Here is a 22,135-nt window from a genome sequence, read left to right on the forward strand (position 1 = left end):
TTCTGTTTTTTGTAGTTGAAATGCTGAATGTGCGTAGTCCCAGTTGTTGAAATCGCCGGCAACAGATACTGCCAATTACAAAATATCAGCCTTCAACGTAATCCGTCCTCTTTCGGTTGGTTCCTTCTTTTCAGCTTTTTCATGGATTTCTCGTTCCAGTTCTAGTTCAGCGCCTGTTGCATCATCTTCTAATTGTCTCCTGGTGTTATCGTCCAAACCCTTAAAAGTGGCTGGTAGACCCTCAACATCTCCGTTGTAAATCATTAATGAAATTGCCGAGGCCAATTCTATTGGATTTCCTGTCAGTAAGGAAACAATTGGGTTAGCGCCAATTAAAGTCTTGATTGCTTTGTTGGTTTTTAAATGGTTTTGCATTTGTTTTATCCAAGATAAAGTTATTTTGAATGCATCAGTAGGGGGAGCGGGAACAGCAATAACGTTTGGTTGGGATGGACTGGCGGAAGATGCAGAAGGCTGGCGATCAATGTCCTTGGGTCTGGGGTTTCCGGGTTTTTCCATGCCGCTAGATCCGCTTCGCACCTCCTTGATTTCGGTTACGTGAGCTCCGTTCTTATCAACGGAGGTATGTATTTCTCTTGGTTGAGAAAAAATAGAATTTGTTATAAATAATAAGCAAATGACCATTGTGATTCTCATATTTTACTGTTTGACTGGTTTAGAAATTACTTGGAATAAGGGTCAGGTGGCTACATCTCATTTTAAACCATTACCTGTATTTATGTCAGGAAACTAACAGTAAATGCATGTCGGCGTCTAAAGAACTTGCAAAAGAAAGAGAATCCCCGATATCAGCATTGTGGAAATAGTTTCGTCTCCACTAGCTCAATAATTAGATTTTTCAATTGGCTGAAAATTTCATATTTTATTGTCTTTAAAAACTGCATATGAGAAAATTGGTACTCTTGTTTTTGTGTTTGCACTACTGCTCTATAACACATTCTCAAAATCAAGCCGATTCATTGTTAAAGCTTTTAGACAAAGCTATATTGCAGCGGGACATATACACTAAGTCAAAAGAATTTGTTTTAGATAGTTTGCAAACAATTGCTAACCAAAATTTGAGCCCGGAAGACAGGTATCAGATATATGACCAGCTATATAAGGCGTATAGCCATTATAATTTGGATGAAGCGCTGAACCTTGCCAAAGAAAAAAAACGAATAGCGCTCCAGTTAAACAATGAGCAACGGGTATATGAGGCCGAAATGAATATCGCAGAAATGCTTGGCAAAATGGGAATGTACAAAGAAACGTTTGACATCATTGATCGCTTGAAAAGAACGAAGCTGGATAAAAATTTATGGGGGTATTATTTTCATGTATACCACTCAATTTATTCACTCTTATGGAAAAGCGCATTGGCAAAGGAAGAAAAAGACCGGTACAAAAGCTTAATTGCGCTATACAAGGACTCATTGCTTCAAACCTATGATACGGCCTCCATTGTTTATAAATTAAACTATAGTGCCAAACTAATAGATGATAACCAGGCTGCTAGCGCTTTAGCATTTATGACCAATTGTTATAAGCAATTAAAAACGCAGGATGCTGAAACGGGGCCTGTAGCCTATGGCCTTGCGTCGGCTTATGAGGCGGTTGGCAATATGGAACAGCAAAAAAAGTACCTGGCCATAACTGCATTAACCGATATCAGGGCTGCAGCGAAAAGCTATATTGCCTTGCGCAAGCTGGCCGTTTTATTGTACCAGGAGGGCGACTTGGGGAGAGCTTACGCTTATATTAAATGTGCGATGGAAGATGCTCATTTTGCCAAAGCCAGGTACCGGATGATCGAGATATCAGAGGCGCTCCCAATCATTGTAGCGGCCTACAATAAAAAGATGCAGGAGGAAAAAAACACGCTTTCCTGGTATTTGATAGCGATTTCGGTATTGTTCGTGGGTTTATTTCTCGCTGCGGCTTTCATATATAAGCAGTTAAGAAAGATCTCCGCAACAGAGTTATTGGTGAAAAAGAAAAATAGCGAATTAACGCAGATCAATGAACAGCTCAAAGAGCTAAACGGGCGCTTATCCGAATCGGACCAGGTAAAGGAGGTTTACATAGGCTATGTATTTAACCTTTGCTCCTCATATATTAATAAGCTGGAAAATTACCGCATCAATTTATATAAAAAACTAAAGGCAAAACAAACCGATGAGGCCTTAAAAATGACTGGTACAGCTTCGCTCGTCACCAATGAGCTCAGGGAATTTTTCCAGAACTTTGACGCGGTTTTCCTGAATATCTATCCCCGTTTTATAGAGGAATTCAATAAACTACTAAAAGAAGATGAGCAGGTATTGCCCAGGACCGGGGACATTCTTACCCCGGAACTAAGAGTATTTGCATTGGTAAGACTGGGAATTTCCGACAGCAGTAAGATTGCCGATTTCCTGCATTATTCTCCCCAAACCGTTTATAATTATAAGCTGAAAATAAAGAACAAATTGGCTATCCCACGCGATGATTTTATGGATAAAATTCAGCAAATCGGGAAGTAATGCCTTCTCATACCTACCTTAAGCGTTCCGGGCTTCTACTTTATGAGGCCTGGAGGTGCCTTATATATTGTTGATTATCAATATCAACAGGTAATTGTTGTTAGCTTTTTGCCTACTTTTCGTTTCTACTGCTGTTCTAAACGGATGAACCTGCTGATATTTTTGGTGAAGCGAGCAATGCCATATTCATCACCAAAATTTTCAAATCTAATTTAATCATGAATTCGTTTATCCGGAAAAGAGATCTGCTGATCCCTGTGCTTTTACTTGCCATACAGCTAAGCTTTGGCTTTACGGCAACTGCCCAGGAGCTAATAAGTGTTAAAGGAACAGTGACAGACCGGGCGACCGGAAAAGCCATCGCCGGTGCCAGTATTTCAGTTAAGGGAAGAAACGGGGGAACGCTCACGGATTCCGCGGGCAATTTTCAGCTTCGTTTGGCCGGGAATACGCTTTTAACTATTTCGAGCATAGGATATAAGACTGCCGAAATAAAAACCGATCAACCGGTCCTGGCTATTTCACTTGACCCGGTTGCCGAAAACCTGGGTGAAGTAGTAGTGATCGGTTACGGACAGGTAAAAAAGGGCGATGCAACCGGTGCGCTTGCTACACTCAAACCTGATCCCCTGAATAAAGGCTTGCAGGTAACGCCGCAGGATGCCCTGGTAGGGAAAATAGCAGGCGTAAATATTGTGCCCGGCAGCGGGGCACCTGGCAGTGAAGGCATTATCCGGATCCGCATGGGCGCTTCACTTTCAGCGTCCAACGATCCGCTCATCGTGATCGATGGGGTACCCACCGGCAGCGGAGCGCCCTTAAGCTCCATCAACCCGAACGATATTGAGACCTTTACTGTGCTGAAAGATGCTTCGGCAACAGCAATATATGGTTCCCGGGCATCCAATGGGGTCATCATCATTACCACCAAAAAAGGAAGCATTAACGGATCGAAGCCGCATATAAACTACACCTCCAATATTACTCTGAGCCAGGTGCCGCACTATTATGACGTGCTTTCCGCAGACGAGTACCGCAACGTATTTACAGAAAAGGCAAACGCACCTGCCGATTTTCAATTGGGAACCGCCAATACCAACTGGCAAAAAGAGATCTATCAAACAGCAATTGGGAATGACCATAATCTCTCTGTAACCGGTAATTCCGGGCAATTACCCTATCGGCTGTCTGCTGGTTATACAAATCAGAATGGTATCCTGAAAGAAAATAAATATCAGCGCACGAACCTGGGGCTGGGCCTTTCTCCCAAATTTTTAAACCGGCACTTGTCGCTCGATATCAATTTAAAGGGGAGTATCGAAAGGGAGCGACCAGTATCGAACGGGGTGATCGGCAGTGCTATTACATTTGATCCTACGCGACCAGTATATCAAACCTACCCAGATAGCACGGGCCTGGGTTATTATGTATGGATGAACGGCGGCAAGCCCGTAACACTGGCGGCCAGTAACCCCGTTGCTGATCTGGAGCTGGCAGATAAGCTGGACCTGATCAAACGATCGATCGGTAATATCGCAGTAGATTATAAAGTACACGGATTTGAAGACCTGCGCCTCAATATGAACCTGGGCTATGACGTACGCAAACGGGATTATTCAGAAACCATTCCTGATAAGGCGCCTTCGATGTATACCTCAAACCGCAATGACGGGCGGGGGCGCTTTCTTACCCAGGATGACCAAAATACGAACTACATTTTTACTGCCTATGCAAATTATGTAAAAAAGATAACGCCCTTGCATAAAGTAGATGCAATGGCAGGTTACGAATGGCAGCGGTTCTGGTACAAAACGGTTCCCAAAAGCGTGGTAAAGGGAGTGGATGATACTTCAGTTCCAGATGAGGATGTGCTGTACCTGCTTTCTTTTTTTGGCAGGGTCAATTATTCGTTCGGACAAAAGATATTGCTTACCGGTACGCTGCGCGCAGACGCCTCTTCCCGGTTCTCCCCGCAAAACCGCTGGGGATATTTCCCCTCAGCTGCACTGGCCTATCGCCTGGCAGATGAAAACTTTATCCGGAACAGTAAAACAATATCAGACCTCAAACTCCGGCTTAGCTACGGGCAAACAGGTCAGCAGGATATTGGCGGCTACCACCCCTACCTTGCCAGCTATACTATTTCTACCGATGCCGCCCGGTACCGGTTTGGCGACAGCTGGTTAAACATGTACCGTCCCAACGGGTATGACCCTAACATCCGCTGGGAAACAACCAGTACCTATAATTTAGGGATCGATTTCGGATTCCTTAAGAACCGGATCTTTGGCAGCATTGATCTCTATAACCGTTATACCCGTGATCTGTTGAACCGGATCGCTGTTCCTGCCGGAAGCAACTTTACCAATATCATTGAAACCAATATCGGCGACATGGAAAGCAAAGGGTTTGAAATAGCGCTGGGCGGAACGCCGATTAAAAAAACAGATTTTGAGTGGAGCATCAACGGCAATTTCACTTATGGCACCGCTAAAATAAAAAAACTCAACACCATTGATACCGAAAACAATTATGTAAAAACCGGCACCATCAGTCGCAATGACTTCCAGGTACAAAAAGTAGGTGAAACTCCGAATACTTTCTTTTTATTGAAACAAGCGTATGATGATAGCGGGAAACCGCTTGAGGGTAAGTATGTGTCAAAAGACGGCAGCATTACCAGTAGTGAGCAGGATGCCAATAAATACATAACCGGCAAAAGTTCCAGGGTACCCTATTATTATGGTACTTCCACACGGCTGCGGTACAAGCGTATAGATATGGGCATCAACGGCCACGGCAGCTTTGGTAACTATGTATTCAACTACCAGCAGGCCAACCAGGCATTCATTTCGCTGTTCAGTTCTGAAAAAGTATCAAGTAATATTTCCCGCGCAGCATTGAATAGAGGATTTACCCAGCAGCGGTATTTTTCAGATCTCTTTTTGGAGAATGGAGCATTCTACAGGCTGGACAACATTACGCTCGGTTACACCCTTCCAAAATTGTGGAAGGAGGACGCCAGCCTGCGTATTGCACTCAGCGCGCAAAACGTGCACACTTTTACAAACTACTCAGGAGTAGATCCGGAGATATATACGGGCCTCGACAACAATATTTATCAGCGTCCAAGGATATACACCCTGTCATTTAACCTTAACTTTTGAAATTATGAAACTCAATAATCTTATTTATATATTTAGTTGTGTATTACTCGCATCCTGCGTTAAAGATCTGAATACATTACCGCTTAATAAAAAGCAACTGATCAACGAAGATGTATATAAAACAGCTGCTGGCTACCAGGGGGTTTTAGCTAAATGTTACGGTTCACTTATTTTAAACGGCCAGGCGGGTCCGGATAGCGATGGCGACCTGGGTGGTTTGGATGTGGGGTATAGTGGCTATACCCGTGCACTCTTCTATTTGCAGGACTGTACCACCGATGAAATTGCGCTCCACTCCGGCAGTTCGCAGGGCTCCCGCGATCTGTTGTTCCTGAACTGGAATCCCTCCACTATGATCATGAAATACTCCTATTACCGTCTCTATATGTCTATTGCCTATTGCAATGAATTTTTGCGCGAAGCAACAGACGACAAGCTAAAGGATCGTGGTTTATACGAAACGCTTAAAAATGAAATTGAGGCATACCGCGCAGAAGTGCGCTTCATCCGCGCCTATTGTTATAGCATGGTGTGTGATCTTTATGGTTCCGGTCCGTTTATTGACGAAACGATGCCGGTAGGCGTAATTCCTCAACAAAAAACAAGGGCCGCCATTTACGATTATGTCGTGTCAGAGCTGGAGGATGTAAAATCACGCTTAAAAGCGCCCGGTACCAATGTGTTTGGCCGTGTGGACCAGGTGGCTTCCTGGTTTTTGCTGGCACGCGTATATCTGAATGCCCAAACTTGGGTTGGAAAAAATGAATATGAAAAAGCATATCAGTATGCTAAAAGTATTATTACCGGTGGCACTTATCCTTTGGCGCCGGATTACCGTTTTATATTCCTCGCAGATAATAATACCTGCAAAGAAATTATATGGCCATTGGCACAGGACCAAAACAATACCATTAATAGCGCCGGTACCAATTTTTTAATCAAAGCGCTCATCAATGGAGATATGAGCAATTACTACCTCACGGGGATCGGTGCACGGGGCTGGGGAAATGCGCGGGTAAAAACCCAGCTGGTAGACAAGTTCGAGTTATCTGACCAAACCTTTGATGCCACTGATACCTGGGGCGATAAAAAGAAGGACAAACGCGCGCAATTCTTTACTATCGGCCACACCAAGGCTACCTGGGTTGCCGGTAAGAGCTTTCAGAATGATTTCAACAACGGGTACGCATGCATCAAGTGGCGCAATGTAACAAAGGACCGTAAGGACCTGGCCCCAGGTGGCACTACCTATAGTTCGGTTAATTACCCTATGTTTCGTACAGCTGATGCTTACCTGATGGCTGCAGAGGCTATATTGCGCGGAGCGGGAGGCGGAAGAGCTGAAGCCTTGAATTATGTAAACGAGATCCGCGACCGCGCTTATTTATCGGGAAACTACGGCGCCGGTGTTTCCGGTAGGATCAATGACGCCCAGCTGACGCTTGATTTTATCCTGGATGAACGCGCGCGTGAGCTGCACACCGAATCGGTACGGCGTACCGATCTGATCCGTTTCAATAGATTTACAAAAGGCTATAACTGGGATTGGAAGGGAAGTGACGGTACTGCTAATAACTATATAGGCAAGGATGTGGATGATAAATTTAAACTGTTTCCTATTCCACAGGATGAATTTACCGTTAATCCCAATTTGACACAAAACCCTGATTTCAAATAGTTGTAGAAGACTAAACAAAATTGAAAATCAAAATCGGCAAAAATGCGTTTATTTACCCTTGCTCTTCAGCGTGGCCTAATTCTGCTCTTTTTAGTATGTTTCAATCAATATATTGTTATGGCACAAACATCAAAGGAAGAGATTTTCAAAACGCTGGAAAAATCAGGCGGTGTCAATTACGCCTACCCCGATAGTAGCTCCGCCACTTTAACGCCACCGCCTCCGGGGTATCACTCTTTCTATATCAGTCATTTTGGGCGCCATGGTTCCCGCTACCTGGTAGAAGACAGCGAGTATAAAAAAGTATTGGATATCTTTCAGCAGGCCGATTCAGTTCATACCCTTAGTCCGTTAGGCAAAACAGTTTATCAAAAGCTGCAACTTATATGGGAAGCTGCTAAAGGGCATGGTGGAAGTCTTACCCCTTTGGGTATTAGTCAGCTGAGGAATATAGCCAGGCGTATGTACCTGCACTACAAGGATGTTTTTATGGACGGCGCGCAGGTAACTGCCGTATCGACAACTTCCGGGCGCTGCATACATAGTATGAATCTTTTTTGCGAACAATTGAAAGAACTTAATACGAAACTCGAAATACAGCAGGATGCCGATAGCCGTCATATGAAATATTTGAATTATCATACGGATAGGGCTGTCGCATTCAGATATGCCCCGGACGGCTGGCGCGTGGCATACGCTCAGTTTGAAAGAGAACACATACAACCAGAACGCTTGATAAAAACCTTATTTGCCGATGGCGGTTATGCAAATGCACACATAAATGCGGCCACCTTGATGTGGAATCTATACGATATTGCTAGTAATCTACAAAATATGCAAAGCCCTGTTTCTTTGTATCCTATTTTCACAAAAGATGAACTCTTCAACCTCTGGCAATGCAGGAACTATAGTCTTTATGTACAGTACGCCAATGCTGCTGTTAACCAGTGCATGATGATGGAAAATGCCAAGCCACTTTTAAAAGATATAATAGAAAAAGCCAATAGTGTTATCGCAAACCAGGAGAATGGAGCTTCGTTCCGTTTTGGTCATGATGGCAATATTATCCCGTTGGCGATGCTGCTGCATTTAGAAAATAGTTACGGGAGCATTCCCGATCCTGAACAATATTATAAAGTATGGAGTGATTTTAAGGTGGCTCCAATGGCGGCCAATATACAGATTGTATTTTTCCAAAAGTCCGGCTCTAAAGATGTATTGGTAAAGTTCCTGCAAAACGAACACGAAGTTTTGGTGCCACCGGTCAAATGCCACCAGCCCCCCTATTATCTTTGGAGAGACGTGCTAGCCTATTACCAGTCACTGCTCTAACCCGTCTTTTACTGCCCTTTTACGTCCGGCGCGCCCGCGTCCTGGCATTGCTTTGCATTTTTTCACATTTTAAACCATAAAAAATGAACGACAATTTCATTGGGAACATCAACCCCAGATTGCGGCAAATTTTTGATTTAAATGAGCTGCCCGAAGTTACATTGAACGTTACTGTAGCGCACTGGAACGATCTGCTAAGCGCCTACGACAAAGATCCCGAGGCGAATTACTGGATCGAAGGAACCTACCATTTTAAAGGAAGCCGGCAGATACCCGATCAAGTATTGTATAGAATCGGCCTCAGGGTTCGCGGTAACTTAAGCCGTAGCAGGCCTGAAGGAAATGAAGGCGAGCCCCACAATCCCGTTAACCCCGTTTGGCGACAGGCCAGCTTTGCTTTATAGTTCTCACGCTATATCCCTAACCAGACCTTTGAAGGGTTATCCCGCCTTGACTTGAAGTTCATTCGCGAAGATCCCACGCGTGTCCGGGAGGTATATAGCTTTGATCTTCTGCAACAAGCGGGTATTTCTACTGGCCCATTAATGAGTATGTGCCGTTTTTTTATACAGGTTGGTGAGGAAAGCCCGGGCTATTTCGGAATTTATAAACTTAAGGAATTTATTGATGAAGACTATCTCAACAACAGACAGACTTTTTTAGAGGGTCCTGTTCCCGGAACACGGGTCCCATTCTTATGGAAGGGTGATAATAAAGCAGCCCTGAATGACTATGATCCTGTAGTAATTGAAAACCGGGATATATATGACTTAAGAACCAATACTAATCAACGTCCACTGGCGAATCAGCAGTTGACCGATTTTGTTCGCAACCTTGTAACTCTTGAAGGAGACACTTTGCGAAACTGGGCCATTGAAACAATTGATGTACCCCTGCTGCTGCGCACCTATATGGCAAATGTCATCTGTGGAAACATGGACGACTACTGGTTCAATTCAAATAACTTTAATTTTTATTTCAATACGCATGGACGCTTTTTTTTAATCCCCAATGATTTTGATGCAACACTTGGAACCGGCTGGGGCATTGACGCCGGCAAACAAGATCTTATGCAATGGGGAAACCCCGGTTATCCGCTAATTGTCAAGCTGGTTACCCAGATTCAGGAATTTAAGCAGCTTTATATAGACGCATTTCATGAGTTAACCAACGCACGAACCGGGCCCTTTCATGTAAGTCGGAGCATTCCTCGTATCGAGAAATGGCAAAACCTGATCATCCATTATCTATGGGATCAAACAATTCATAACAGATGTAATAATGAAGGCGCCGGTTGTGTTTTCGGAGCACAGGGAATACATTCTCAAACACCATATCGCGATGAAACAGCCTGGTGGTCATCAGGAGGAAACAATAGCAACTACCGGTTATTAGGACAGGGAGCGAACAACTTTTTTGAGGTGAGCGGCAGCGTGGACCGCCCTCCGCAAATACGTGATTAGGATCAGACCTTATAATGCTATACTACAAAATAGACGTAGCAAAAAACGACACATAGACAAACGAAGTGGGGTCCCCCCGTATTTTTATACAGGGGTCACCCACTTTTAGTGGCATCAATTCGAAATAACTGAGTATCAGCTTTCATTTTGCGTGTATTACTAATTTAGCGCCACTAGAATCAATTCCGCCCACAGCACTCAACACTTTTCCGGTAGCGTTTAAAGGACAAAGTTGATCGTAATCCCCTCCTGGCTAAGTGATTGTCCAACGGATACTATTAGTATTTTGATCTTTATAAATATTCATCCATCGTCATTTCCTTTGTAACTTCCATTGCATACTCTACCATATTTTCGAACCCATGCGACAGCATCGGGAAGAAAAGAGTAAATTATTAGAAGCTAAGGAATTTGTTGTGGCGCTTGGTATCGCTTTGAGTAAATTAGATTCGTCGTTGGAAACACAACCCTAAATGTATGTTTTCGAAATGTTAGCTTAAATAATCGCTTAACATTGAGAAGGCATAAAAAATGTATTTTCAATAAGTTCAGGATTTCAGACCTTATAATTTACCATTACTCATTAAAAAGCCAGAAGAGATCTTTACCCGCTTCCGGGGAGGAGGGGGCAAATTTGGCAGGCTCTATTAGTCGGTAAAAAATCCCGGCCCCGCATTTTAGAATAACCCAAAAACCAACATCGCCACGGAACGCGCCGAGGTCCGCACTTCGAGCGTCCGGATATTCCTTGTAAATCTTTGCCAGCGTTTTGTTTTTGTTTTCATTAAAGTCCATACTGTTGCTTGCTTTCCAGAAATTACCAACCGGGGAATTTACTGGTATCGTTATAAGTTTAAAAGTAGGCCCGTTTTGGACAAAACAGGCCGTTGCTAACCTATGAAAAACACCACGCTCAAATTACAATATTTCCTAATCTTCAACAATTTTATTTGAGAAAATGCTCATTAAAAACAAAAAAGCTCCCAGCTAAAGCTCAGATAGGAACTTATTACAAATAATTCATTAAATTTATACTGAATATATACTTAACCAAAAAACGCAACCAGAAAATTTGAACCAAAAATGAAACCACCGGATCGTTTTCCAGGATTTGAATACACTTCATCAGAACTTAAAAAATTTGTTTTCGCCTCTGAAATATTTTCACTTATGCTTTCATCAGGAAACGTTGTTCATTTTAAGCCGGAAGATGTTACTGCCTTCGCAAAATGGTTAATGCAACATGGCATTGAAGAGATCCATCCAAAAAAATGAAAACCCGAAGTACAATTTTTTCTTAAGATAGCCGTTATAATGATATCTTCTTAGAAATGCAGATTATAAGATATTTAATTTTCTCATAAGCAGTTAGTTTTGGTTACACCCTTTGTTTCCACAAGGGGCTATTTTTTGTTTTTTATTTATTTGAGCAACCCGCCAATCAACAACTAAACTCTACGCTTAAATTTTACAGCCCGCAATGGGATTTACTACAACTGAAGAGAATTAGTGTATCGGCTTCAGGGTTGAAATTTGATAGCTATACCTGAACTGTAGATCCCATGTACTTGTTGTCATTCACATTTCTAATAAAGCTGTCTGCATAGGGCATTAATCCCTTCACGTAACAAGTTTTTTATGGGCGTCAAAACTTTAGAAGTTTGGGTGCAAACAAATTTCTAAACCCTCTAAAAAATGTACTATGCCAATGCTTACTTCAGTCTTCGAAAACGGAATGAGTATGGACCAGGTCATCGGGCCAGATGTTCCCATTGAAACATCCTGTTATCCTCAAACCTGACCCAAGGAAAGTAATTCAAAATCAAACTAAGGAGCCCAAATGGTTCCTTTTTTAATCTATAAATTTTTCTATCATGAACCAGATTTTAAAGCAACATTATTTTACCCTACTTAAAATATGGCAGGAGTATGAAAAACTTAATGTTCAGACAAGTGCCCATTTACTACGGCTATTTCACCTGGCAAGCGCAACGTTATTAAACTATTTACCCTCAATTGGGTATAAAGACCACGATTATATTTTTAAAAAAATCCTCTTTAATCAAAAACTCAGCCTACTGGAACAGGGAATGCCAGAGCTTTTACATGCGGTTCGATATGAAAACAAACTTAGCGCACTTAATTTATTAAAAAGTGCTCCTTCCATTATTTGCACATTCCATATCGGGTCCTACAGATTAATAAATCTGTTTTTAGCTGAAAATAAAATCCCCTTTTCCCTGGTTGTATCTAAAACCGTCATTGAAAAGCAAGGAGAATCTATCCAGCAGGCTTTTTGTTCGAGCAATTCGCTGCGGCAGATGCATCTTGACTTAATAGATGCGGAGCAGCCCGCTGCCGGATTACAAATGATAAAAGCGCTCAAGTCCGGTAAAAGCCTTGTGGTTTACGTCGACGGGAACACTGGTGCAGGAACATCTTCAATTTCAAATGAAAACTGTTGCGAAATCAACTTCCTGAGCCACAAAATTTTTGTGCGCAAAGGAGTAGGTTTTTTATCTCATGCAGCAAAGGTGCCCGTGCTGCCGGTTATTTGTTATCGGAAAAGCCTGACTTCAGTAAACATCAGATTTTTTGACCCTATATACCCTGACACCGATATGGATCGTGGAACGTTTCCTTCCAAGCTGATGCAGCAGGTATATAACCTTGCAGGTTTTTACATAGAAAAATATCCACAGCAATGGGAGGCCTGGCTGTATTTGTATAAAGTAGCCGTCCTAAATCAAAGAAGCAGCCAAATTTCAACACCACCGTTCCAACTACCTAAAGCGTTGACGTTTAATGAGAAATGGTATGGCCTATACCAGTTCAACCGTCAGAATTACATTTTTGACAAGAAGGATCTTCTGTCTTACAAAATTCAGCCGCAACTGTATGCATTACTAAACAAAATGCAGAAACAACCCACAAAATCAAAAACTATTGATGTAATTTTATTGCAGGACCTCTATAACAAAGGCGTTTTAATAGCTTCTTAACCTCTAGCCGTGTCCAACTCATCTCTTTCAATAAATAAAAGAGCCACAAAGCTTCTGGCTTGGCATTTGCTTGCCTGGCTTCTTTACACAATTTTTCTTCATATAGCAGCATTGCTAACCAAACCAGATATTTCAATAATCAATACACTGCTGTATTTACTTCCGTTTTGCCTTACTTTTTACATAAGCCTATACGTGCTGGGTATTCATAAGAAAAAAGGAGTTGCCTGGACTATTACAACATTCTTTATCGTTTTCATACTCATGGCATCATTGGGATACTTTTATGTCTACTTCATTCTTCCAAAGTTTGGTATCGTGGTATATACATCCAAGCAATTTAAACCCTTTATCCAGGAGGCCGTTCTGGGATATGTTCGGTTCTTTTCCTTTGCGATGCTTTATTTTTATATAAGGGAGTCCATAAGAAAAGAAAAAAATCTCCGGTTACTTGAAAAGGAAAAATCCCAACGAGAGCTAGAAAATGCCCGCTTAAAACAACAGGAGCTGAAAGCCCAGAAGGAAAAACTACAGTACGAATATGCGTTCTTACGGTCTCAAATAAACCCGCATTTTTTACATAATACGCTGAACACCTTTTTTTCCCAGGCCCTTAATTATTCACCGGAATTTGCTGATAATATACTTAAGCTTGCTTCCATTATGAGATACTCGATGGAAGCCCTGGATTTTGACAGCGGAAAAGTTTTCATTCAGAAAGAGTTGGATCATCTACAAAATCTGATAGATATTCATAACCTTCGGTTTGGAGAAAGAAAGATGATTATTTACGATGTAGAAGGAAATCCAAATGGTCACATGGTGCCTCCTCTTTCTTTTATAACTATAGTGGAAAACGCATTTAAGTATGGCGATTTGACCGACCCTCAATTCCCAATGACAATAAAGGTGAAGTTGACTCCGGCTGAAGTATATTTTTACTGTTGTAATAAAATTAAAAAAAGTAGTGTTCAGATTTCGTCATCCAATATCGGTATCTCCAACCTAAGTAAAAGGCTTGATGTAGCATTTAGCAACAGGTATGAAATGAATGCTGAAAAAAAGGATGGGCAATATCTTTTTCATTTAACAGTAAAAGCTTAATTTATGATTAAATGTGCTGTAATCGACGACGAGCAGGCTGCCATTGATGTTTTAGTAAATTACATTCGGCGGGTTTCCGACTTAGAATTAGTTGGTACATCTACCGATCCCCTAAAAGGACTCGAACTGATAAAAAACACGCACCCCGATGTACTTTTCCTGGATATTCAGATGGATGAAATTTCCGGAATTGAACTAATGAATATGCTGGAACAGAATATTCAAGTCATTTTCTGTACAGCTTACTCGGATTTCGCAGTGGAAAGCTATGATCTTGATGCCCTTGATTATCTTATGAAACCAATTCCATTTGATCGTTTTATGAAGGCCATAAGGAAAATCCGGAATTTCCCAAACGGACCTGAGAAAAACGGCCACGATGAAATTCCTGATGATTACATTTTTGTAAAAACAGAATCGAAAGGCAAAATTCTCAAAGTAAATTTTGTAGACATTGATTTTGTAGAAGCTAAGAATAATTACATTGCGTTCCACTGCAGTAAGAAAACAATCATGGTATACTCAACAATGAATAAAATTGAAACTTCTCTTTCTTCCTCAAATTTTAAAAGGATTCACAAATCATACATTATCCCGATTTCAAAAATTTCCCTGATTCAGAACAATTTTCTGATGCTTAAAAACCGGGAAGATCAAATACCCATTGGAAAAACGTACAAAACAGAGCTGCTCAACCTGATCAGTCATAAGCTGCTAAACGATGGAGGGCCGCTATAAATTTGATTAACGGAGAATACTGACGCCAGAATGTTGCTACTATAAATAGCATAACTTTATAGTGCCGCAGGTATGAAAATTTACGCCAATGGAAAATCGAAATACAGGGACAAAAGTATATCTGATTGGATCAAAACTCAATAACATTGAGTCTCTTATCGTGCGGGATTCCAACGCGTCAGCTTTGATCCATTTCAACTCACTAGAAGAAGCTAAAGTCAGTTTTAACCAGCTATACAGTATCTTGCTGGCTCCTTCTTTTCAGCCATCGATACCACCAAGTGCAGAGGAACTCAAATACCATCAGCAATTTATGATGTTAATGACGTTTTATCCGGTCGTTCTGGAATTTGAAAGAGTAACAGTTAAAGAGCATTTGCTAAGCTGGCGTAAAAAGAAAAGATCGATCTTTTGTACACAAGAAAAATTCTTTAGTGCTGATTACTGGCATTGCCCGATGCGCTCAGGGTTTTTAAAGGAATTTGGCGTTTTGGATGTCACTAAGGATATTGAAACGACGCCCTTTATTGGCCCAGATGGTAATATGGTAATAAGAGTAAACGAAATCTCCATATCGTCAGCTGATCATTCAAAAGCAGTACCTAAACCAATTAGTCAGGAAGAAATTGATAAGATATTAAGGGAAAGGGGGTATTTGTGATATTTCGAATAATAGTAGTTTGCTGAACTTTAAGAAGATCTTACCCTATGCAAAGATCCTGCTGGCCTGACTAGGATTCCTCGGGACAGTCAAATAATAATAAATAACTGAAGCAATGTAATGTAATATTCCTGTCAGGGTGCCTTTTTGGAATCCGGCTTAACGAATAGCAAATGCGCCAAATCGGGATCTTTTCTTATTCTTTCTATTTCCTGCTCAATAATATCAGTCACTTCATTTTTTATCCGGATATAGTTGTTCTGAATGGAGAGTTGTGAAACCTTGCCATCCGGAAGCTTTTTATATGTGGCCGCTTCGGCATTTATTGAGTCGGGGTCATTTACAATTGTACAATGAAAAGCCTTGCGATCTATCTTTTGGTCGGGATTATCGGCAACCACACCTGCAAACTCTCCGGCACTCATTGTTGCTATTTTGGATGCAGGCACTGCATAATCGAGTTGGGTGTTCCTGCTAACGCTGGTATCTGTCCGGTTTATAGACACGCTTTCCCGCTCCTGGACGATTTTTCCTATGGCTTCTGAGACAGCTTTGGCGGTATCCCCGGTGGATTGGCCGCAGATAATATTGCCGGCTAAATTGAAGATCACATCTGCTTGTTCTCTGCCATAGGATTTTCTGAGTTGCGCGACATTTTGGATCGCCAAAAAGGTAGCCAATTGGTATCCCCTGGAAATTGCTAAAAAATTTTCGATGCCGTTTGCGAATAAACTGGAGGCCTCATCGACAATAATTGCCGTATGTTGCCGGTTTTTCTTTGGAAGTATTCGAAACAGCCGGTTAATGTACAATGAAATCACTGCACCATACACTTGAGTCTTTTCAGGGTTATTAGCCAGGGCTATTATTTTGGGCTCTTTTGGATTGTTCACATCAAGCGAAAAGTCGTTTCCGGACAGCACATAATAGAGGAGTGGCGACGAGAGTCGCGCTAGTGCAATTTTTGCTGACGCGACCTGGCCCTCCAGCTGCTCCATCGCCCGGTTCATGTAGGCACTTATAAAAGGATTGATCAATATTTCTATTTCTGGCTCCGTAGATAAAACGGGGAAAAGATCATCATAATTTGCCTGCATCAGCTCAATGGCATGGGGAAGCGTGCAATACGCTCCGTTTTTATATTTCTTTAAAAACCAGATAATGGCCGTAAAAAAGTTAATTGGTGATTCCACGAAAAAGTCACCTGTTTTTTTGATCCATTCCATATTCAACCCAAGCAGAATGGTGCGTGAACTTTCGGTAGCATCTGTTACGTCCAAAAGTGTCGAAGGCTCCAACGGATTACATCTGTTTATCGGGTCATCAAAATTGATAATGTAAAATTTTGGCTCGACGGAGTAAAACTTTTTGTACTTCAGGCAGGCGTTATACGCTATAACTGTGAGGTCATCATACTTGAAATCATATAATACTATGCAGTATTTTTTTCTTATGCATTGCAAAATGATCTCCCGAACGAGGTAGAATGTCTTGCCCGCGCCCGGCGAGCCGATGATTAATACCATCCGAAAACAATTGATCAGGTTCAGGTACATCTGGCAAACTTTTCCCTTCAGCTTGTACAAACCCGGCAAGTTTATACTGTATTTATTTTCCAACAGCCGTTCTTCTTGTGGAAACGTCTCGTTAAGTTCATTAAAAATATCCTTGTTCAGCTGAAGCTTTATTAACCGGGACAGCCTCGCCCCACCTGTGAGAAAAAGGAGGAATCCAACCGATGTAATAAAAATGTAGCCAATGGTCAGTGGTCCGGCGGGAAGAACCGCATAAAACAGCAACCCCGAAATAAAATAAATCAATAAACCCAATACCATAGAGGTTATAATACTGGCTCGACTAATCTTTTCATCTTTCTTTCCCTTTACACCAATAAGAGACACAACAAGCAATCCAAGGGAAAAGGCCTTAATATAAATCGGATGTGTAAAAAGCGCGAACTGGGAGAAATTGAGCAATATGGACTCCAGAATTTTAAAGGTCAGGCCCCATTTTTCAAAGGCCCCGTAGCAACTAATATAAAAATGCACGATAAGCAGAATTATGCTTGCCTTACGGACAAAATCCATAATGACTCTCAGTCCCTGCTCATTTTCTCCGGTGTTCATAGGTATTTATTTGTTTTGGGTTAGCGAACTAGTGTCTTCTTCGTTTCTTTTTCTTTCGGGCCTCCCTTATGAGCTCTATGGGCATTGATTGATTTGTATAAACCGGATCCCATAATTTTTGGAGGACTGACGCCAGGTCTCTTTCTATTTTAAGAAAAATATGTTCCCATTCATACTCCTTACCTTGAAAAAGTGTAGAAGGAAAGAGCCGAGTCAATACAAAATCTAATACCGTGTTTGCCTGGTTTATGCCGAATTGGTTCGCCCGAAAATACCCAACCAATTTCTTATTAACTGGAAGCCATGAATCTTCCGTAGATTTAGGCGTTCCCATTTTATAGCGGATTTCCCCATCTCCAGAGTCAAATGCGCGTATCAATGCGCCGGCCCCAACCCAACTGGAAAGAACCTCTTTAAAATCCTTGGAGAAGTCTGTTTCTGAAAGAAGCTTTCCCACGAAATCCCGGTTCTGGAGGTTTTCTATTGCATTTCCTGTCTGCAATCGTTCAAGAATGGCCTTTGCGCTATATGCTTTTCCAAGGTCACTCCCGTTGAAAAAACAGCAGGAGGTTTTATCTAAATAAGTAATGCCATAAATATATCCGCTATCATTTCTTTTAAACGTTGCGATTATGTTTTCAGACTTCAATGCTTCAAGAAAGGACTTTTTATCTGTGTGTTTTTCCAGAATGCCATCTATTGTCTGTTTTGCTCGCTCCCGGTATTTCTTTCTGATTTCACCGTTCCGTTCATAGTTAGATTCAATATTCTTTAATGTCGGTTTTTCATAGATGCTACTGGACTTTACTGGGACGCCAACAACATTTCCGGTTTTTGGATCCAATATTTGATAAACCATTCCGCCGCTTTTATGCATTCGGGTTCCCGGTTCCCCACGATTTGCCTGGATATTGTACTCCTTTAAAATTGTTCTGTACTCTTCAAAATTCGTGTAACGATAATATTTTGCTACTGTACGAACGATATTGGAAATTTCATTTTTTGTGGGTCGCTTCCCATACTCCGCAACCGAAAGATCCGCTGGTTTTAATCCGGAATCTCCATTTCCTTTTTGCTCATCCGCCCGAACCAGTCCGAATAGTTCTTCTATTTCCCTCCGGGCTTTAGTCGATTCATTCCTTCCTACATCATGAATGTCTATTCTCTTCCCATCCGACAGGATGTTTACTGTGGCTATGTGAATATGTGGGTGCGCAGCATCATTATGCCGGTAAACAAGATAGGGCTGATCCCCGAATCCGATTTTCTCCATGTAAGTTTCTGCGATATCCCGGAGTGTTTGATTCTCGAGCTTTTCATCAGGATGAAAATTTAGTGAAATGTGAATCGCATTCGTCTTAGCAATACTATTCCGTTCCGTCAAGCCGGTAAATCGCGCCAGCTTGCCTACAAAGCTCAGCTCTTCAGGTAGGCAACCAAAACCCACGGCATCGATGCATATGGCGGCACCTTCCTTTACTTTGTTTTCATTATAGCTCAGAACGCCTCTTATATTTTTACCACTTGTTATCCGCGCAACCATTTTTTTGCCAGTTGAGAGATGATCGGAAATAATTGCTCCGTTAGTTGTAGCACCTGCCGATGTTGTTCTGAAAGTTCCACGCCAAAGACCAGAATTTTGTTTTTATCGACTGTCGCATTAATTTGTTTTGCTGCCTGGTTGGTATTGTTTCCAATGGCATTAAGCTCTTTGCGAATCCGGGAAAGTTCTTCCATAACAACGCTGATGGATTCATCCCTTGTATAGATAACAACCTTTCGTTCACACACAATATCCCGGAGCAATTCACTCATGTTTCTATAATGTGATTCAGAAAGCATCTTTGACAAACGATCAAAATGCCTCTGGTTCACCCGTAGCTTTATATCATATTTAAGTGCCTCTTTATCGTTAACTTTCCTACGCATATATTATCTTGCATTTACTAACCCTGTCATAAAAGCCGACTCTGGAGGCTTTATACCGTGCCGACTCTGAAGGCACGGTATTTTAGTTGTGCACAACTATACACCTCGCTGAATGCGCCCTCGCGCGTTCGGAAACGCCGCTAAAACGAGTATAACTGTTTTAGCAAGGCAAAACTGCTATTGTGGCAGATTTTCAGTTTAATTTCAGGGTTAAGAAAATTGTTATTATCGTCTTCGGGATTTCCTATTATTTTGAGACGAATCCTCCTTTGTTATCGGGGTTTTCCGTGGTGTTCTTTTCAAGATTTCCTGTTTAGCTTCTCCGCTTTGCCGTGGTTTCCAGTCGGGATCAAAATGTAAGTTTACCATAATAGGTTTCAGATTATCCGCGTATACATTTATTGTTTTCCCTTCCGGATAGGCTTCGAGATGCAGTTTTTTTCCATCGGGCAAGGTTATTTTGACCTGGTCACCCATCAGAAGTTCATCCGCAATTCTGTCAAAAGAGTCCTTATGAATAGGGAGATATCTAATTTCTTCCTTCAAGGCATCGATGCTGAAACCAGAGATTACTTCACAGATATAACTTCCATTCGGCCCCACTGCAGAGAAATCAAAACGAACCCATGCTGGTTTTTCTACGTATAATGGATAAGGCCTTGTTTGATAAACGGCCCTTCCGCATAACGCATTAAAAGCTGCCTTACTATTTAAGGTCACGGGAAAATTTTGGCTTCTTTCCGGCAGCGCTTTTTCGAACTCCCAGGCACTTTGCTCCACTTGATCTTCAAAAAAAGTAGCATTTCTCCAATATTTCAACGCTAGCAAGTCCGCGATGTGCGCACCTCCTGGAGATCGATTGAGAGTAAGCTCATATATTTGTTTCTGTACTTCTTCAACTTTAGAAGTGAATACTGGTCCCGATTCATCGCTAAAAACGAATAGCTTTCTGTCATTCTGCCAATCGATTTCTCTCATTAAAACCTCCAGTGCAAGCGTATCAATCCCACTAAACACACCGTGATCAATAGAGGGTAACGGCGTTAGTGTTGCACTGTAGGTGTTTAATTCATAGTTGCCATTTACCTTTTCTACAGGAACGATAAACTCAATATGGCCTTCAGGGGTATCACGGAAACACTTTATTTCAAACTTGTCGGGATTATGCGCGAGCTGCTCCTGCAACTCCCAATAAAGTTCAATTCCAGTGAAAGCTTCCAAGTCCATCTGCTGAAACCTTTCATAAAGATTTTCCATACGCCCGGACAAATCATGATAAACCGAATTAACATGATAAATTCCTCCTGCCAGTGGGCCATATTCCTTATAGATTTCTTCAGCATCGGGAGCGGACTTGTATACGGCACGATATCTAACAAATTTAAACGCGTTAAATTGATGGTCCCACCAAAATTCAAGACGAAACATTATGGCTTCCATTCCAAAATGAACAGTGTGTTCAAGGTCAAAAGGCTGACTCCTCCTGTGAAAAGCCATTCTTATTTGGTCTTCGAAACTAGGATCTTTAAATCCAAGAGATTCCAGGTAGTCCAATAGATCCTTTGTTTTTTCTTCGCTCATGGTGTTTTCATTGATAGGTTTAAATTTATTTTGAGGCATCCCGAATGAAAATCTTAGGGTTTTCAATTCCGAACTTCCGGATATTGTCCTTAAGTTGTAGCCAATATTGCATCATGAGGTCAGCAAGTTCCATTACTTCCTCCGTGGTTAGTTTATTGGGGTTATGAACGGAAGGGCCGTTCAAATCGCCACCACTTTCCAAACTGTGGGAAAGAATATCGGGCATGTATACTTGTCCAATTTCCAGCGTTTTTCCGATTCCAATGCTGTTTCCAAAAAGCCGGACCTGCTTTCCTGTAGTAAATATGATTGTACGTCTTTTAATTTCTGCCATTGTTGTTTTTTATAAATGATGAATATTGTTTATCGTCTTCTTATTCTATTCTCTGATTTCCGGCTAAAATTTGAATCCATCTGCCTGGGCCGAATCTTATGGTGATTGAGGAGTATTTCGGGCGCCTCGGAAGAATGAGGAATATCTTTTGGAGATTGAATGGGAATTTTACAGTGTATACTGGCGCTTAAAAGTTCAATATTTTTGATAGAGAGATCACATTTATTAGGGTCAAATTGGTAGTTGAATTTGAAGCAGATAACATCTTTATGTTCATTAAAGTATCCAATCGCATCAATACTAAAATCCACTGCATTGTTTTCGCTATAGCTTTGATGCAGAGCGAAAGAAAAGTTTCTACGGAGTTCAGAAAATAACACCCCTTCTGTATTTGGGCTGTTAATCGATTTTTCGTCATACCCTTTTTCTTTTAATAATTTGATTTGCTCGTCAAGAAATGTGTAAAACAGGCTCATAATAACAAATGATTTTAAG

The 22,135-nt window shown here is 41.5% G+C and carries 19 protein-coding genes; 11 read left to right on the top strand and 8 right to left on the bottom strand.

Annotation, left to right across the window (positions count from 1 at the left end; translation table 11 throughout):
- Positions 1–75: 75 nt before the first annotated feature.
- Positions 76–657, bottom strand: a complete 582-nt coding sequence (locus tag Q1V85_RS18120) for a hypothetical protein (RefSeq protein ID WP_300601973.1) — start codon at positions 655–657, stop codon at positions 76–78.
- Positions 658–1,079: 422 nt separating this feature from the next.
- On the opposite strand from Q1V85_RS18120, the gene Q1V85_RS18125 reads away from it, so the two are divergent.
- The 6 genes from Q1V85_RS18125 to Q1V85_RS18150 all read left to right on the top strand — a co-directional run bounded on the left by Q1V85_RS18125 (position 1,080) and on the right by Q1V85_RS18150 (position 10,165).
- Positions 1,080–2,525, top strand: coding sequence for a DUF6377 domain-containing protein (locus Q1V85_RS18125; RefSeq protein ID WP_300601974.1), 1,446 nt, complete (start codon positions 1,080–1,082; stop codon positions 2,523–2,525).
- Positions 2,526–2,743: 218 nt separating this feature from the next.
- Positions 2,744–5,692, top strand: coding sequence for a TonB-dependent receptor (locus Q1V85_RS18130; RefSeq protein WP_300601975.1), 2,949 nt, complete (start codon positions 2,744–2,746; stop codon positions 5,690–5,692).
- 4 nt (positions 5,693–5,696) lie between these two features.
- Entirely contained in the window at positions 5,697–7,370 is a 1,674-nt protein-coding gene (locus Q1V85_RS18135; protein WP_300601976.1) for a RagB/SusD family nutrient uptake outer membrane protein, read from the top strand.
- Positions 7,371–7,412: 42 nt separating this feature from the next.
- The gene (locus Q1V85_RS18140) at positions 7,413–8,702 is read left to right on the top strand and encodes a histidine phosphatase family protein (RefSeq protein WP_300601977.1); all 1,290 of its coding nucleotides are present in this window, start codon (positions 7,413–7,415) and stop codon (positions 8,700–8,702) included.
- Positions 8,703–8,785: 83 nt separating this feature from the next.
- Complete coding sequence (locus tag Q1V85_RS18145; protein WP_300601978.1) at positions 8,786–9,106, top strand: hypothetical protein; 321 nt, start codon at positions 8,786–8,788, stop codon at positions 9,104–9,106.
- A 12-nt stretch (positions 9,107–9,118) separates the two neighbouring features.
- On the top strand, positions 9,119–10,165 hold the full coding sequence (locus Q1V85_RS18150) for a CotH kinase family protein (protein ID WP_300602131.1): 1,047 nt from the start codon (positions 9,119–9,121) through the stop codon (positions 10,163–10,165).
- Positions 10,166–10,741: 576 nt separating this feature from the next.
- On the opposite strand, the gene Q1V85_RS18155 is transcribed toward Q1V85_RS18150, so the two are convergent.
- A complete protein-coding gene (locus Q1V85_RS18155) occupies positions 10,742–10,960 on the bottom strand; it encodes a hypothetical protein (protein WP_300601979.1) in 219 nt (72 codons plus the stop codon).
- 288 nt (positions 10,961–11,248) lie between these two features.
- Between Q1V85_RS18155 and Q1V85_RS18160 the strand changes: the two genes are divergently transcribed.
- The 5 genes from Q1V85_RS18160 (at position 11,249) to Q1V85_RS18180 (ending at position 15,670) form a co-directional block, all read left to right on the top strand.
- Positions 11,249–11,440 (top strand): hypothetical protein, encoded by a 192-nt coding sequence (locus Q1V85_RS18160; RefSeq protein ID WP_300601980.1) that lies wholly within the window; start codon positions 11,249–11,251, stop codon positions 11,438–11,440.
- A 599-nt stretch (positions 11,441–12,039) separates the two neighbouring features.
- Positions 12,040–13,167 carry a hypothetical protein gene (locus Q1V85_RS18165; RefSeq protein WP_300601981.1) on the top strand — a complete coding sequence of 376 codons (1,128 nt, stop codon included), beginning with the start codon at positions 12,040–12,042 and terminating at the stop codon, positions 13,165–13,167.
- Between the two features lie 9 nt (positions 13,168–13,176).
- Entirely contained in the window at positions 13,177–14,271 is a 1,095-nt protein-coding gene (locus tag Q1V85_RS18170; RefSeq protein WP_300601982.1) for a sensor histidine kinase, read from the top strand.
- A gap of 3 nt (positions 14,272–14,274) precedes the next feature.
- Positions 14,275–15,009 (top strand): LytTR family DNA-binding domain-containing protein, encoded by a 735-nt coding sequence (locus Q1V85_RS18175; protein WP_300601983.1) that lies wholly within the window; start codon positions 14,275–14,277, stop codon positions 15,007–15,009.
- 88 nt (positions 15,010–15,097) lie between these two features.
- Complete coding sequence (locus tag Q1V85_RS18180) at positions 15,098–15,670, top strand: hypothetical protein (protein ID WP_300601984.1); 573 nt, start codon at positions 15,098–15,100, stop codon at positions 15,668–15,670.
- Positions 15,671–15,804: 134 nt separating this feature from the next.
- Here the strand turns inward: Q1V85_RS18180 and mobC are convergent, their stop codons facing one another.
- The 6 genes from mobC to Q1V85_RS18210 all read right to left on the bottom strand — a co-directional run bounded on the left by mobC (position 15,805) and on the right by Q1V85_RS18210 (position 22,116).
- Positions 15,805–17,796 (bottom strand): conjugal transfer protein MobC, encoded by a 1,992-nt coding sequence (gene mobC, locus Q1V85_RS18185; protein ID WP_300601985.1) that lies wholly within the window; start codon positions 17,794–17,796, stop codon positions 15,805–15,807.
- 28 nt (positions 17,797–17,824) lie between these two features.
- Positions 17,825–19,339 carry a relaxase/mobilization nuclease domain-containing protein gene (locus tag Q1V85_RS18190; protein ID WP_300601986.1) on the bottom strand — a complete coding sequence of 505 codons (1,515 nt, stop codon included), beginning with the start codon at positions 19,337–19,339 and terminating at the stop codon, positions 17,825–17,827.
- On the bottom strand, positions 19,324–19,725 hold the full coding sequence (locus Q1V85_RS18195; protein WP_300601987.1) for a hypothetical protein: 402 nt from the start codon (positions 19,723–19,725) through the stop codon (positions 19,324–19,326). The genes Q1V85_RS18190 and Q1V85_RS18195 overlap by 16 nt, the downstream gene beginning before the upstream one ends.
- Positions 19,726–19,950: 225 nt before the next feature.
- Complete coding sequence (locus Q1V85_RS18200) at positions 19,951–21,306, bottom strand: hypothetical protein (RefSeq protein WP_300601988.1); 1,356 nt, start codon at positions 21,304–21,306, stop codon at positions 19,951–19,953.
- 25 nt (positions 21,307–21,331) lie between these two features.
- Positions 21,332–21,640: a hypothetical protein gene (locus tag Q1V85_RS18205; protein WP_300601989.1), complete on the bottom strand. Its 309-nt coding sequence runs from the start codon at positions 21,638–21,640 to the stop codon at positions 21,332–21,334.
- A gap of 29 nt (positions 21,641–21,669) precedes the next feature.
- Positions 21,670–22,116 carry a hypothetical protein gene (locus tag Q1V85_RS18210; RefSeq protein WP_300601990.1) on the bottom strand — a complete coding sequence of 149 codons (447 nt, stop codon included), beginning with the start codon at positions 22,114–22,116 and terminating at the stop codon, positions 21,670–21,672.
- Between the last annotated feature and the right edge of the window lie 19 nt (positions 22,117–22,135).

Source organism: Niabella sp. (genome assembly GCF_030150205.1).
Lineage (GTDB): Bacteria > Bacteroidota > Bacteroidia > Chitinophagales > Chitinophagaceae > Niabella.

Excerpts from the sequence above, each read along its gene's own strand:
- Q1V85_RS18140 (WP_300601977.1), top strand. The coding sequence starts at position 7,413 with ATGCGTTTATTTACCCTTGCTCTTCAGCGTGGCCTAATTCTGCTCTTT.
- Q1V85_RS18195 (WP_300601987.1), bottom strand. The coding sequence starts at position 19,725 with ATGCGTAGGAAAGTTAACGATAAAGAGGCACTTAAATATGATATAAAG.
- mobC (WP_300601985.1), bottom strand. The coding sequence starts at position 17,796 with ATGAACACCGGAGAAAATGAGCAGGGACTGAGAGTCATTATGGATTTT.
- Q1V85_RS18145 (WP_300601978.1), top strand. The coding sequence starts at position 8,786 with ATGAACGACAATTTCATTGGGAACATCAACCCCAGATTGCGGCAAATT.
- Q1V85_RS18165 (WP_300601981.1), top strand. The coding sequence starts at position 12,040 with ATGAACCAGATTTTAAAGCAACATTATTTTACCCTACTTAAAATATGG.
- Q1V85_RS18120 (WP_300601973.1), bottom strand. The coding sequence starts at position 657 with ATGAGAATCACAATGGTCATTTGCTTATTATTTATAACAAATTCTATT.
- Q1V85_RS18200 (WP_300601988.1), bottom strand. The coding sequence starts at position 21,306 with ATGAGCGAAGAAAAAACAAAGGATCTATTGGACTACCTGGAATCTCTT.
- Q1V85_RS18190 (WP_300601986.1), bottom strand. The coding sequence starts at position 19,339 with ATGGTTGCGCGGATAACAAGTGGTAAAAATATAAGAGGCGTTCTGAGC.
- Q1V85_RS18180 (WP_300601984.1), top strand. The coding sequence starts at position 15,098 with ATGGAAAATCGAAATACAGGGACAAAAGTATATCTGATTGGATCAAAA.
- Q1V85_RS18175 (WP_300601983.1), top strand. The coding sequence starts at position 14,275 with ATGATTAAATGTGCTGTAATCGACGACGAGCAGGCTGCCATTGATGTT.
- Q1V85_RS18135 (WP_300601976.1), top strand. The coding sequence starts at position 5,697 with ATGAAACTCAATAATCTTATTTATATATTTAGTTGTGTATTACTCGCA.
- Q1V85_RS18160 (WP_300601980.1), top strand. The coding sequence starts at position 11,249 with ATGAAACCACCGGATCGTTTTCCAGGATTTGAATACACTTCATCAGAA.
- Q1V85_RS18155 (WP_300601979.1), bottom strand. The coding sequence starts at position 10,960 with ATGGACTTTAATGAAAACAAAAACAAAACGCTGGCAAAGATTTACAAG.
- Q1V85_RS18130 (WP_300601975.1), top strand. The coding sequence starts at position 2,744 with ATGAATTCGTTTATCCGGAAAAGAGATCTGCTGATCCCTGTGCTTTTA.
- Q1V85_RS18205 (WP_300601989.1), bottom strand. The coding sequence starts at position 21,640 with ATGGCAGAAATTAAAAGACGTACAATCATATTTACTACAGGAAAGCAG.
- Q1V85_RS18210 (WP_300601990.1), bottom strand. The coding sequence starts at position 22,116 with ATGAGCCTGTTTTACACATTTCTTGACGAGCAAATCAAATTATTAAAA.